We start from the raw sequence: 12,960 nt of genomic DNA, 5'->3' as shown, positions 1-12,960 counted from the left end.
GCTGTGGTGAGGGGGCGGAGCAGCCGGGTCGACGGATCACCGGGTCGACCGAGCACCGGGTCGACGGATTGCCGGGTCAGACGTGGCGGGGCTCCCAGCGGAAGAGCCGGCGGGTGAGCGCGGCCGCGGCGGCCGTCCACGCGGCGAGCAGGAGCAGGCCCGGGGCCGCGTGCGCCCAGGTGTCGAGCAGGCCGAGCGCGGCCGGCGGCGGCCCGGACCAGGACTCGGCGCCGAACGCGCGGCCGAACCAGGCGGTGCGGAGCGCCTCGACCACGGGCGTCAGCGGGAGCGCGTGCGCCGGCGTCTGCAACCAGTCGGGCAGCGAGCCGATCGGCGCGGCGACGCCGCCGGCGAACATCGACAGCAGCAGCACCGGCGTCGCCACCATCGGCGCCGCCTCGGCGCCCGGGGTGAGGCCGGAGAGCGCGGCGGCGAGCAGCGCGAAGAGCAGGAACCCGGTGCCGAGGACCACCAGCGCCAGCAGCGGGTCGGCGGGCAGCGGGGCGTCGAACCAGAGGACGGCGAGGGCGCCGAGCAGCAGCACCTGGAGCAGCAGCACGGCCCCGGCCGCGCCGAACTGGCCGGCGAGGACGGCGCTCGGCGGGACCTCGGTGCCGCGCAGCCGCTTGAGGACGAGGTCGTCCCGGCGGGCCACGATCCCGTTCAGCAGGTTGATGAACGCCGTGACCAGCGCGAACCCGACGAAGCCGAGGGTGGTGTAGGCCGCCGCGTCCACGCCGCCGAGCTCCTTGCCGCGCAACGGGGTCGCGATGGCGAGGTCGAGCAGGACGGGGAGCAGGAAGCCGACGAAGGTGGAGCGCCGATTGCGCCAGAACACCGTCCAGGACAGCCGGAACTGGGCGCGGGCGTAGCCGGGCCAGGCGAGGGGGCGCCGGAGGTCGGTCATCGGGCGGCCGCCTTCGCGGGAGTCGGGTCGGTGGGGGTCGGGTCGGCGAGGTTCCGGTCGGTGGGGGTCGGGTCGGCGGCGGCCCGCGAGGGGGCGCCGGCCTCGGCCGCGGTGCGCTCCGCGAGGCCGAGGAAGACGTCCTCCAGGGAGGCGCTGCGGGCCTCGATGCCGTCCAGCTCGACGCCGAGGTCCGCGGCCCAGCCGTGCAGCACGGCCAGTGCGGGGCCGGTCCGGTCCACCGTGTACACCGCGGTGCCGTTCTCGACCCGCGCCGACTCGCCCAGCACCAGCGGGAGTTGGCCGGCACGGATGCCGGGCGGGAGGGGCAGGGTGATCCGGGTGCCGTGGCCGGCCAGCACCTGGGCGACGGTGCCGGTGGCGGCCAGCCGACCCCGGTCCATGATGGCCACCCGGTCGGCCAACTGCTGCGCCTCCTCCAGGTAGTGGGTGGTCAACAGGACGGTGGTGCCGGCCGAGCGCAGCTCCCGGACCAGCTGCCAGGTCGTCCGTCGCGCCTCCGGGTCCATGCCGGTCGTCGGCTCGTCCAGGAACAGCAGCTCGGGGGTGTGCAGGACGGCCAACGCCAGGTCCAGGCGCCGCCGTTCACCGCCGGACAGCTGTCCGACCCGGGTGCCGGACCGGCCGGTCAGGCCGACCAGTTCCAGCGCCTCGCCGGCCGGCCGTGCGCCGGTGGTGAACGAGCACCAGGTGTCGACGGTCTCCCGCACCGTCAGCTCCTTGAAGAAGCCGCCCTCCTGGAGCATCACCCCGGTCCGGCGGCGGACCGCCACGCCCTCGGCGTACGGGTCCAGGCCGAGGACCCGGACGGTGCCCGTGCTCGGGGGGCGGTACCCCTCCAGCACCTCCAGGGTGGTGGTCTTGCCGGCCCCGTTGGTGCCCAGCAGGGCGAACAGTTCACCGCGGGCGACGGTGAAGGACACGCCGCGGACGGCCTCGTGATCGCCGTAGCTCCGGCGCAGTCCGCGGACTTCCACGGCGAGTTCCCCGGAAATGTCCGGGCCCTTTTCGAGTGTCATGGGAGACAGCGTGACGGGCGTCGGCCGGTCAATGCAAGAAGGCGAAACTCCGCAGGTCAGAGCATATGTAAAAGGTCATGTGGGTGGGTGTGTCATTTTGCAGAGGGGAATTGCTGACATCCCCTACTGGGCGGCGCTCGGTCGCCCGGCGCATAGTTTTCCCATCGCCGGAAGCGAGCCGGAGAAAAGGCAAACCGGAAAGCCGAGGCGACCGTGGTGACCAGCCCCGCCGGGGCCGGCGCCCACACCCGAAGGGACACCGTCATGGCCGAGAACAAGAACGTCGAGAACGAGCAGTTCGACATCGAGATCGAGGAGCTGGATGACGTCAACGGCGCCGGCGTCAGCGTCAGCTCGCTGGGCTGCGCGGCCTGCCCGGTGTCGAGCTTCAGCTCGATCTCCAACAAGGCCGCCGAGACCGCGGCGGAGTAACGGGCCTGTGCCGCGGTGGGTCCGCCTCGACGGGCGGGGTCACCGCGGCACCCGCGTTCGGCACCCGCGTTCGGCGGCCGCACCCTGTTCGGCGGCCCCGCCCCGAACCTCGCCGCCCCCCCTGACCTCGCCGCACCACCGACAGTTCCCGGCCCCGGCCGGGGAGTTCCGAGCAGCAGAAGGAGAGCCGGGCCATGGAGAGCCTCCGGCACGAGCTGACGCGGTTCATCCAGCAGCCCGCCGCGTTTTCGGACCCACCCGCGCTCTACCGCCGGCTGCTGGCCGAGGCGCCCGTCCTGGACCTCGGCCGGGTCCACGTGGTCTCCGGCTTCACCGAGATCATCACCGTCCTCACCCACCCCGGCACCAGCGTCGACGCGAGCTCCGTCGGCCTGCCCCGGGGCGGATCCACCGCGCTCGCCCGGACCGTCGGCCGGATGCTGCCGATGCGGGACGGCGCCGACCACACCCGGCTCAAGCGGCTCGCCACCACGGCGTTCAGCGCCCGGCGGCTGGAGCAGATGCGCGGGCGGATCGGGGCCACCGCCGACCGGCTACTCCAACCCCTGCTCGCCGCGGGCTCGTTCGATGTGGTGGCCGACCTGGCCGTACCGCTGCCGGTCGCCGTCTCGTGCGCCGTGCTCGACATCCCCGACTCCGAGCAGGAGCGCGTCACCGGCTGGGCCGGCCTGGTGGGCCGGGCCCTGCTGGACGACTTCGGTGACCGGGTCGACGACCCGCGGATCGCCGAACTCGATGCAGGGTTCGAGCAGTTCCGCGACTACGTCGAGGAGCTGTGCGCGGCACGCGCCGCCGACCCCGGCGACGACCTGATCAGCCGGCTCACCGTCGCCCGCGCCGAGGGGCGCCTGGACGACGAGGACCTGCTCGCCTTCGTGGTGATGCTGCTGGCCAACGGGCTGGAGACGCTCACCTCCGGACTGGCCGTCGCCGTCTGGCAGTTGCTCCGCACACCGGGCCTCGCCGAACGGCTCCGGGCCGAACCCGGTTGCGCCGAGGCGGTGTTCGACGAGGCGCAGCGGCTCGGCAGCCCGGTCCGGGCCAGCGCCCGCGCCCTCACCCGCGACGTCGCGGTGGGGGGCACCGTCATCCCGGCCGGGCGGGTCGTGTTGCTGCTCTACGCGGCCGCCAACCGTGACCCGCGGCGCTTCGCCGACCCGGACCGCTTCGACCCGGACCGGGCCGAGCTGCGCCACCTCGCGTTCGGCCACGGTCCGCACCACTGCCTGGGCGCCCCGCTCTCGATGACGGCCGGCGCGGCGGTGCTGCGCGGGCTGGCGGCGGCGGGGGAGCACCGGGAGCTGAGCACTCCGCTGACGGAGGCGACGGTGCCGTGGAGCACCCAGTTCGTGTTCGGCGGGATGCGGGAGCTGCCGGTGCGGTGCCCGCTGCGGACGGAGGAGCTGGCGGGGGTGGGGCGGTCATGAGCGGGACGACGACGAGGAAGCGGCGCGACCGCCGGCGGACGGCCGGTGGCGGCGGCGCGGGCGGCGGGGGCGGGTCGGTGGCCGTGGTGCCGGAGGCGTCGGCAGCCGTCGTCGCGCCGGCGGCCCCCGCCGGACCGCCTGCCGCACCCACGCCCGCCCCGCCGAGCCCCGCCGCCGGGGCGAGCGCCGCCGGGCCGACCGCCGCCGGGGCTGCCGCCGGGGCCACCGCGGTGGCCGCCGCCCGGGCCGCCGCCGTGCTGGAACCGGGGCTGGACCGCCCGGTGCGGCTGGTCGGCGCCCGGCTCTGGGCCGCCGCCAGCGCGCTGGCCCTCGCGGTCGGCGCCGGGACCGGCTGGGTGGTGTTCGGCACGCTGCCGTCCACCCTCACCCTGCCGGCGGTCCTGGCGCACGGCAGCGCCCCCGAGACGGTCCGCGCCGACCGCGCGGGCGCGCTGCTCGGCTACCGGGTCGCGGCCGGCCAGCCGGTGGCCGAGGGCCAGCCGGTGGCGCTGCTGCGCACGCCGGACGGCGCCGAGGTCACCGTCCCTGCCCCGGCCGACGGCACGGTGAGCGCGCTGTTGGCCACGCCGGGCGCAGAGCTGGCCCCCGGCGCCGGGCTCGCGGCGCTGGACGCGAGCCGGCAGCCCGCCACCGTGCGGCTGTTCGCCACCACGCTGAAGGACGCCGGGCAGCTGGTACCCGGGCGGGCCGTCCTGGTGCCGGTGCCCGGCGTGGGCACGGTGCGCGCCGTGATCACCGCGGTGGAGCCGCTGCCCGTTCGGGCCGACTCGCTCGACGGGACCTTCCCCGTCCCGCTGCCGGGGCTGCCGGCCGGCGCCGCCCCGGTCTGGACGGCGTACGCCGACCTGCCCTCCCCGGCGGGGGAGTTGACCGGCCCGGTGCCGGTCCCGGCCGCCGTCGACCTGGGGGCCCGGCACCCGTACCAGGCCGTGTTCGGGACGGGGGGCAGGCGATGAGCCTCGACGTCCGGGAGACCGCTTCCGCGTCGCCGACGACGCCCGACCGGGCCCGGGGGGACTCCCGCGCCCGCGAGTTGCCGCCCCCGGTGAAGCGGCGGCGCCGCTACCTCCGCACGCCCGTCGTGCCGCAGATGGAGGAACAGGACTGCGGGGCGGCCTGCCTCGCCGTGGTGCTGGGCGCCTTCGGGCGGCGGGTGACGCTGCACGAGGCCTCGCGCGCCTGCGGGGTCAGCCGGGACGGCGTGAGCGCGGCCACCGTCGCGCGGGCCGCCGGCCGGTACGGGCTGGTGGCGCGCGGGCGGCGGGTGGTCCGCGGCGAGGGCCGACTGCTCGGCCTCGACCGGTTGCAGGTGCCGTCGATGGTGCTGGTCACCGGGCCGCACTTCGCGGTCTTCGAGGGCGTCCGGCGCGGCCGGGTCCGGATCAACGACCCCTCGCTGGGCGGCTATTCGGCGACCCCGGCGGAGTTCTGGGACTCCTTCGCCGGGATCGCGGTCGGCTTCGAGCCCGGGCCGGACTTCGTCGCCGGCGGCCGGCGACTCCCGCTGCTGCGCGCGCTGGCCGGGCGGATGCGGCCGTTCGCCGGACCGCTGCTGCTCGCCGTCCTGCTCGCGGTGCTGCTCGCCGTCCCCGGGGTGGCCGCCGCGTTCCTGCTGCGCGCCTACCTCGGTTCGGTGGTGCTGTCCGGGACGACCGACTGGGCGGTGCCGCTGACGCTCACCGCCGCCGGGGTCGCCGCCACCGTCCTGCTCGGCACCTGGCTCCAGCAGAACCTGGTCAACCGGGTGCTGGAGGCCATGGCGGCCCGCGCCTCGGCCGGCTTCCTCTGGCGGCTGCTGCGGCTGCCCGGTGCCTTCTTCCACCGGCGGCAGCTCGGCGGGCTGGTCACCCGGGTGCAGATGAACGACGGCCTGGCCATGCTGCTCTCGCACCGCACGGCCGGCGCCGCCGCCGCGGCCGCCGGGGCAGCCGTGCACCTGGCGGCCCTGTGCCGGCTCGAACCCCGGCTGGCCGCGATCCCGGTGGCGGTCGCCCTGCTGGACGTGCTGGCGCTGCGGGTCGCCGACCGGCGGCGCGGCGGGTTGGTGCACCGGCTGCACGCCGAGCAGTACAAGCGGGACGGCGTCGCCTTCGCCGGGGTGTCGGCGATCGAGACGCTGAAGGCCGAGGGCGCCGAGGACTCCTTCTTCCGCTCCTGGGCGGGCTGGCAGGCCCGGGCGATGGAGACCGGCCAGCGGGTGACCGAGGCCGTCATCGTGCCGCTCTCGCTGCCCGGCGCGCTCAACTCGGCGGCCGGCGCGGCCGTCGTGGTGGCCGGGACCGCGCTGCTGATCGGCGGCTCGATCACGACCGGCACGCTGCTCGCCTTCCTGCTGCTGATGAACGGCTTTCTCCAGCCGGTCGGACAACTGGTCGCCGCCGGATCGGAGTTCACCACCGCCCGGGCGCAGAACGCGCTGCTGGAGGATGTCGAGACGGCCGAGCCCGACCCGTACCTGACCCCGGTCCTGGACGCTCCCGCTCCGGGCGCCGACGACCGGCTGCGGGGCGAACTGGAGCTGCGCGACGTCGCGTTCGGCTACGACCCGAACCGCCCGGCCACCATCGAGGGGATCTCGCTGCGGGTGCGACCCGGCGAGTGGGTCGCCGTGGTGGGCGGCAGCGGCAGCGGCAAGTCCACCGTGGCCAGGCTCGCGGCCGGCGTGCTGCGCCCCTGGACGGGCGAGGTGCTGCTGGACGGCCGGCCGCGCGAGGACTGGCACCGGGCCGTGGTGACCGGCCAGGTGGCCTACGTGGAACAGCAGTTGCGGCTCTTCGAGGGCACCTTCCGGGAGAACCTCACGCTCTGGAACCCGGCGGCGGACGAGGACGGGCTGCGGCGCGCGCTCGCCGACGCCGAGGCCGCCGACCTGGTCGCCCGGCGCGGCGGCCCGGACGCGGGCCGGATCGAGGAGGACGCCCGCAACCTCTCCGGCGGCGAGCGCCAACGGCTGGAACTGGCCCGGGCGCTGGCGCTCGACCCGGTCCTGCTGGTGCTGGACGAGGCCACCGCGGCGCTGGACGCGCACACCGAGGCGGCCGTCAACGAGCACCTCCGCCGGCGCGGTGCGGCCTGCCTGGTGCTGGCCCACCGGCTGAGCACCATCCAGGCCGCCGACCGGGTGGTGGTGCTGGAGGGCGGCCGGATCGTCCAGCAGGGCACCCCGGCGGACCTGGCCGCCGTACCCGGCCCGTACCGCACGCTGCTGGCGGACCGGGGCACGGCGCCGGGCGCGGATCCGGCGTCTGGTGTGGACCCGGCGCCGGGCGCGGACCGGTCGCCGAGCGTGGACCCGGCGTCGGCTGCGAGCGCGGCACCGTCCGCGAGCGTGGCGCCGACCGTGAACGCCGTACCGGCGGCGGGCCCCGCACCAGCGGGGAAGGCCGCACCGACCGTGAAGGAGGAGAGCTCATGACCACCGCGGCGACCGGGCCCCGGGCGGCCGCCGGCCGGGCGGCGCTCGCGGACACCGCCGAGGCCAACCGTTCCGCCCTCGCCGCCGCCCTCGGCGCGCTGCACCCCGGGCGGCCTGTGGCCCGGCCGGCGGCGGCGCCGCACCCGGCCGAGCGGGCGCACGCCGTGCTCGCGGCGCTCGGGGTGGTGGACCGCGGACCGGGCCCGCTCCCGCCCGCCGTCCGGAACGCCCGTGACCCGCTGACCGCGCTGCTGCGGTGCGCCGGGGTGCGGCACCGGACGGTCACGCTGCCCACCGGTCCGGACGGGCACGGCGACCCCCGCGGCACGGCCGGACCGATGGTCGGCTTCGCGGTGGACGACGGCCGCCCGGTCGCCCTGGTGCCGCGCCCGGCCGGCGGCCACCGCCGCCACGACCCGGCGCAACCGTCCGGCGGCCGCCGGGACACCCCGCTGGAGACCCGGGCCCTGCTGCTCTACCTCCCCCTGCCCGAGGGGGAGTTGGGTCCAGCCGATCTGGCCCGCTTCGTGCTCCGGGTCCCCGGCGCCCGGCGCGACCTTGGCCGGCTCACCGCGGCCGGCCTGGCCGCGGCCCTGCTCGGCCTGCTGGTGCCGCTCAGCACCGGCGTGCTGCTGCCGAACCTGCTGGCCGCCGACCGGCACCCGCTGCGCTGGCTGACCCTGCTACTGGGGTCGGCGGTGCTCGCCTCCTGGCTGCTGGTGATCGTCCGCAACACCGCCGCCGTCCGGCTCACCGGCCGGGTGCAGGGCGCGCTGGAACCGGCCGTCTGGGACCGTCTGCTCGGTCACGACGCCCGCTTCTTCCGCGACTACTCCACCGGTGACCTGGTGCACCGCGCCAACGCCGTCGCCCAGGCCCGGCAGGCGCTCTCCGAGGTGCTGGTCAGCGCCGTCCTCGGGGCGGTGTTCGCCACCTCCGGCCTGACCGTCCTGCTGCTGGTGGACGCCCGGCTCGGTGGGCTGCTGCTGCTCACCGTGCTGGTGGTGACCGGGCTGCTGCTCCTGCTCGGCCGCCGCCGCCAGCGCCACGAGACCGAGGTGTTCGAACTGCACGGGCGGCTGAACGGCCTGCTGTACGGGCTGCTGCTCGGCATCGACAAGATCCAGACGGCCGGCCGGGAGGTCCAGGCCTTCGCCCGCTGGGCGGTGCCGTTCGCCGCCCAGAAGCGGGCCGACGCCGCCGCCCAGCGGGCCGACGGAGCCGCCGCCGCCCTCACCGCCTCCCTCCAACCGCTGCTGCTGGCGGTCCTGTTGGCGGCGGCGACGGCGGACGGCGCGACCCCGTCCGGTCACCTGGTGGCCGCCGGGGTGGCGGCCGGGCAGGTCGCGATGGCGCTCGGCCAGGTCACCCACGCCGCGGCCAGCGCGTACGGGATCGCGCCCGTGCTCGACCGGATCCGGCCGATCCTGGCCGAGACCCGGCCGGCCGACTCCCCGGCGGCCGGCGACGGCGCACAACCACTCGTCGACCCCGGCGAGTTGGGCGGCGAGGTGGCCCTGGACGGGGTGACCTTCCGCTACCCCGGCACCGCCGCGCCCGCCCTGGACGGGGTGTCGCTGCACGCCGCGCCCGGACAACTGGTCGCGGTGGTGGGCCCGTCCGGGGCCGGGAAGTCCACGCTGGTCCGGCTGCTGCTCGGCTTCGAGCAGCCGGAGTCCGGCGCCGTCCGCTACGACGGGCGCGATCTCGCCACGCTGGACGCCCGGTTGGTCCGCCGGCGGCTCGGCGCCGTCCTCCAGCACGGCCGCATGCTGCGCGGCTCCCTGCTGGAGAACCTCTCCGGCGCCGACCCCGACGTCACCGAGGAACGGATCTGGCAGGCCGCCGAACTCGCCGGAATCGCCTCCGAGTTGCGACGCCTGCCGCTCGGCCTCGGCACCCGGGTCGGCGAGGACGCCCAGGGCTTCTCCGGCGGGCAGGTGCAACGGCTGCTGCTGGCCCGCGCCCTGGTCCGCGAACCGGCCGTCCTGCTGCTGGACGAGGCCACCTCGGCCCTGGACAACGCGACCCAGCGGAAGGTCGCCGAGGCCGTCGCCGGCCTCGACACCACCCGGATCGTGATCGCCCACCGGCTCAGCACCATCCGCACCGCCGACCGGATCCACGTGCTCTCCGGCGGCCGCGTCACCGCCTCCGGCAGCTACGACGAACTGCTCGGCCACGACCCGCTGTTCACCCGACTCGCCCGACTCCAGGAGATGTGAGATGTCGCTCGACCTGCAGGCCTGGCTCCGCCCCGTCGACGGCGCCTCCACCCCGGCCGACGGCCACCCCGACCCCGGCGGCCCGGTCCCGCCCGCGCTGCTGCCCGGTCCCGCCCGCGGCGACGAACGGCTGCGCGCCCTGATCGCCGCCGCCGCCCCGTTCGGCGACCGCGCCGCCGCCCGCCCCGACGGCACCGCGCTGTTCGCCCCCGACCCCGAGGAGGACCGCCGCGCCCGGCGCGCCGCCGTCGACGGCTGGCTGCGCCGGGCCGGCGGCGAACGCGGAGGCGGCACCGCCCTGTTGGCGCACCTCGCCGAAACCGGCCGACCGCTCGGCGACGGCCTGCGGGCCGTCGTCCTCACCGACCCGGCCCGGCTGCCGGACTGGGGCCTGGCGCTCGCCGCCTTCCTGCGCGCCCTGCCGGCCGCACCCGGCCCCGACACCTCCGCCCCCGGCGCGATCGCCGCCGCCTTCGCCGCCGCCGCCGACCAGCTGCTGCCGTACGGGCCGGGCGGCATCCTCGGCGTCCCGGTCACCGACCGGGCCCGCGCCGACCTGGCCGGCATCCTCGCCGCCCGGCTCACCGAGGCCTGCAACCTGTCGCTCTGCCACGAACTCCAGGCCGTCACCGGCCGCCCGCGCGCCACCGACTGGGACGCCGCCGGCGGCCTGGACACCTCCGCCGAGGGCTGGCTGGCCCGGCTGGAGCGACTGCCCGCGCTGGCCCACCTGGTCGGCACGGTCTGCCGGCAGTACCAGCACACCCAGACCGAACTGTTCGCCCGCCTCGCCGCCGACCGCGCCCTGCTGGTCGAACGAATGTGGGACGGCGAGGAGCCGGGCCCGCTCGACTCGGTGCGCGGCGAGGCCGGCGACCGGCACGCCGGCGGCCGCTCGGTCGCGCTGCTGCACTTCGCCGGCGGCCGCTCGGTGGTCTACAAGCCCAAGGACATGCGGCACGCCACCGCCTTCCTCGGCCTGGTCGAACGCCTCAACCGGGAGCTCTCGCTGGACCTCCCGCTGCGCACCGTGCTGGTCCGCAGCGACCGGGGCGACGACGGCCACGCCGCCTCGCTGGCCGCCGCGTGCGAGAGCGACTACGGCTGGGAGGAGCTGGTCCCGCACCGGCCGTGCGCCGACCGCGGCGGCTTCGCCCGGTTCTACCGGCGGCTCGGCATGACGATCCGGCTGGTCCAGCTGCTGGAGGGCCGCGACCTGTGGGCCGACAACCTGCTCGCCGACGGCGAGCACCCGGCGCTGATCGACCTGGAGTGCCTGCTCTACCCGCGCGTGCAGCCGCCGCCGGCCATCAGCCCGGACCAGCACGGGCTGCTGGACGAGCTGGAGGCGACCGTGGTGCGCACCGCCATGGCGTTCCAGTCCTGGACCCCGGCCCGGGAGGGCGGCGCCCTCGACATCGGCTGCCTCTCGCGGATCGGCGGCCTGGAGGTCGCCCCGGGCGTGCCCGCGCTGCCGCTCCCGCCGTACCGGCCGGTCGCTCCGGACGGCGCCGGGGGCGAGGAGACCGCCGACCCCTGGGAGTACACCGCGGAGGTGACCGAGGGGTACCGCGAGATGCACCGCGCGCTGTACCGGGTGCGGGGCGAACTCGCCTCGCCGGACGGCCCGTTGGCTCCGTTCCGGGGGATCTGGGTGCGCTACATCTGGCGGCACACCTGGGACGGCTACAAGATCATCCGAGCCTCCACCAGCCCGCTCGCCCTCGACGGCGGCGCCACCCGGGAGACCGTGATCGCCGGTGCGCTGCACGGCACCACGCCCGTCCTGGCCGACTCCCCGCACCGCACCGACCTGCTGGAGGTGGTCCTCGCCGAGATCGACGCCTTCCGGCAGCTGGACATCCCGTTCTTCCGCTCGCTGACCACCTCCTCGTCGGTGTTCACCGTCGACGGACGGGAGATCCCCGGCCACTTCCGCGGCACCGGGTGGCGGCGGCTCCAGCAGCGGGTCGCCGAACTCGACGGCTTCGACCTGGACGCGCAGACCGCCGTGCTCAGCGGCTGCATCGACGCCGCCCGGGGCGGAACGGAGCAGACCGGGGACCGCACGGCACCAGCCGGGGACCGCGGCGACCCGGCACCAGCCGGGGACCGCGGCGACCCGGCACCTGCCGCGGACCGCGGCGACCCGGCACCGGCCGGGCCGGGCGCGACGCGGACGACCGTCCCCGACAGCGGCGAACTGCTCGACCACGCCGTCCGGATCGGCGACCGCATCCTCGCCGACCGGCGCGGCGACGGCTGGCTCGGACAGAGCTGGTACCCCGGCACCGGGCTGCGCCAGGTCGAGGTGCTCGGCCTGGACCTGGTCACCGGAACCCCCGGGCTCGCCGTCCTGTTCGCCGAACTCTGGGCCGCCACCGGCGAACCGCGCTTCCACCGCGCCGCCCACCGCGCGCTCGCCCAGGCGGCCCGGCTGATCGACCCGGCCTCGCCGCGGGCCTTCGTCTTCGCCGCCGACAGCCGACTCGCCGGCGGCGCGCCCGTCCCCGGCGGGCTCGCCGGACCGGGCTCGCTGATCCACGCCCTGGCCCGGGGCGGCGCCCTGCTCGGCGAACCGGAGTTCCTCACCGCCGCCCAAGCCCTCGTCCCCGGGTCGGTCGCCGTCGCCGGACCGGCCGCCGGCCGCCCGGGACGCCCCGCGCGGGCCCCGCACCCGGACGTGCCGCTCGGCAGCGCCGGCCTGCTGCTCAACCTGCTCCGGCTGCGCCGCGCCACCGGGCCCGGCCACGCGGCCACCGAGGACGGCATCCGCACGCTGGCCGCGGCCGCGCTCGACCACCTGGCTGCGGCCGACGCGGCGGACGCCGAGGCGGCGGTACCCGGGCAGTCGGCGGACGGCGCCCCGGCGGCCGGACCGGGCTTCCTCGGCCTCGCCCCGGCCGGCGCCGACTCCGTCGCGCTCGCGCTCGCCCGCACCGTCGCCGAGGCGCCCGCGCTGCTCGCCGCCCCGGACGCCGTCCGCGAACGGCTGCGCGGCCACCGCTTCGCCACCGCCACCCGCTCCGGGCGGCTCGCCTGCCTGGAGACCGCGGTCGCGCTCGGCTCGGGCGTGGTCGACCCGGCCGAACTGGAGGCGCTCACCCCGCCGGTGGGCCGCCGGCAGATCGCCACCCGCTCCACCCGCGACCTGGTCGCCACCGCCGGCGAGGCGCTCACCGCCGCCGAGGCGGGTCTGCTGCACACCCTGCCCGAGGCCGCCGACTCGCTGCTGCCCGGCCCGTTCTACGACGGCCGGGAGGCCGCGGCCCTGCTGGCCGGGGAGCTGATCGCCCGCCAGCGCGCCACCGGCGGCTGGCACCCCGACCGGGCCGCCGACGACCGGATCAACCTCGGCGCCCTCGACGGCACCGCCGCCGTCGGCCTCCTGCTGCTGCGCCTGCTCGACCCGGCAGCGGCACCGCTCGCCACGCTGCGCTGACGGCGTCCGGCCGCTGCCGGCGAACACCGTCCG

Annotated in this window: 8 protein-coding genes; 6 read left to right on the top strand and 2 right to left on the bottom strand. The window is 77.2% G+C overall.

The annotated features are described in order from the left end of the window. Positions 1-76 precede the first annotated feature (76 nt). Together ACFVHB_RS11075 and ACFVHB_RS11070 are read right to left on the bottom strand one after the other, a co-directional pair. A complete protein-coding gene (locus tag ACFVHB_RS11075) occupies positions 77-907 on the bottom strand; it encodes an ABC transporter permease (protein WP_380318563.1) in 831 nt (276 codons plus the stop codon). Next, positions 904-1,944, bottom strand: a complete 1,041-nt coding sequence (locus tag ACFVHB_RS11070; RefSeq protein ID WP_380318560.1) for an ABC transporter ATP-binding protein — start codon at positions 1,942-1,944, stop codon at positions 904-906. Before ACFVHB_RS11070 ends, ACFVHB_RS11075 begins: the two co-directional genes overlap by 4 nt. Before the next feature lie 264 nt (positions 1,945-2,208). Here ACFVHB_RS11070 and ACFVHB_RS11065 point away from each other — a divergent pair, with 264 nt between their 5' ends. The 6 genes from ACFVHB_RS11065 (at position 2,209) to ACFVHB_RS11040 (ending at position 12,927) form a co-directional block, all read left to right on the top strand. Next, positions 2,209-2,376: a thiocillin family RiPP gene (locus ACFVHB_RS11065; RefSeq protein ID WP_380318557.1), complete on the top strand. Its 168-nt coding sequence runs from the start codon at positions 2,209-2,211 to the stop codon at positions 2,374-2,376. A gap of 194 nt (positions 2,377-2,570) precedes the next feature. Continuing rightward, entirely contained in the window at positions 2,571-3,824 is a 1,254-nt protein-coding gene (locus ACFVHB_RS11060) for a cytochrome P450 (RefSeq protein ID WP_380318554.1), read from the top strand. Next, the gene (locus ACFVHB_RS11055; protein ID WP_380318551.1) at positions 3,821-4,801 is read left to right on the top strand and encodes a biotin/lipoyl-containing protein; all 981 of its coding nucleotides are present in this window, start codon (positions 3,821-3,823) and stop codon (positions 4,799-4,801) included. Before ACFVHB_RS11060 ends, ACFVHB_RS11055 begins: the two co-directional genes overlap by 4 nt. After that, positions 4,798-7,260, top strand: coding sequence for an ATP-binding cassette domain-containing protein (locus ACFVHB_RS11050; protein WP_380318548.1), 2,463 nt, complete (start codon positions 4,798-4,800; stop codon positions 7,258-7,260). Before ACFVHB_RS11055 ends, ACFVHB_RS11050 begins: the two co-directional genes overlap by 4 nt. Next, entirely contained in the window at positions 7,257-9,485 is a 2,229-nt protein-coding gene (locus tag ACFVHB_RS11045) for an ATP-binding cassette domain-containing protein (protein WP_380318545.1), read from the top strand. Before ACFVHB_RS11050 ends, ACFVHB_RS11045 begins: the two co-directional genes overlap by 4 nt. A gap of 1 nt (position 9,486) precedes the next feature. Beyond that, complete coding sequence (locus ACFVHB_RS11040) at positions 9,487-12,927, top strand: DUF4135 domain-containing protein (RefSeq protein ID WP_380318542.1); 3,441 nt, start codon at positions 9,487-9,489, stop codon at positions 12,925-12,927. The last annotated feature ends 33 nt before the right edge of the window (positions 12,928-12,960 follow it).

Origin of the sequence: Kitasatospora sp. NPDC127111, from assembly GCF_042677465.1 — a bacterium.
Taxonomy (GTDB): domain Bacteria; phylum Actinomycetota; class Actinomycetes; order Streptomycetales; family Streptomycetaceae; genus Kitasatospora.
The sequence above is the reverse complement of the archived record's forward strand: the minus strand, read 5'-3'. Positions and strand labels throughout refer to the sequence as shown.

Excerpts from the sequence above, each read along its gene's own strand:
- ACFVHB_RS11075 (WP_380318563.1), bottom strand. The coding sequence starts at position 907 with ATGACCGACCTCCGGCGCCCCCTCGCCTGGCCCGGCTACGCCCGCGCC.
- ACFVHB_RS11070 (WP_380318560.1), bottom strand. The coding sequence starts at position 1,944 with ATGACACTCGAAAAGGGCCCGGACATTTCCGGGGAACTCGCCGTGGAA.
- ACFVHB_RS11065 (WP_380318557.1), top strand. The coding sequence starts at position 2,209 with ATGGCCGAGAACAAGAACGTCGAGAACGAGCAGTTCGACATCGAGATC.
- ACFVHB_RS11060 (WP_380318554.1), top strand. The coding sequence starts at position 2,571 with ATGGAGAGCCTCCGGCACGAGCTGACGCGGTTCATCCAGCAGCCCGCC.
- ACFVHB_RS11055 (WP_380318551.1), top strand. The coding sequence starts at position 3,821 with ATGAGCGGGACGACGACGAGGAAGCGGCGCGACCGCCGGCGGACGGCC.
- ACFVHB_RS11050 (WP_380318548.1), top strand. The coding sequence starts at position 4,798 with ATGAGCCTCGACGTCCGGGAGACCGCTTCCGCGTCGCCGACGACGCCC.
- ACFVHB_RS11045 (WP_380318545.1), top strand. The coding sequence starts at position 7,257 with ATGACCACCGCGGCGACCGGGCCCCGGGCGGCCGCCGGCCGGGCGGCG.
- ACFVHB_RS11040 (WP_380318542.1), top strand. The coding sequence starts at position 9,487 with ATGTCGCTCGACCTGCAGGCCTGGCTCCGCCCCGTCGACGGCGCCTCC.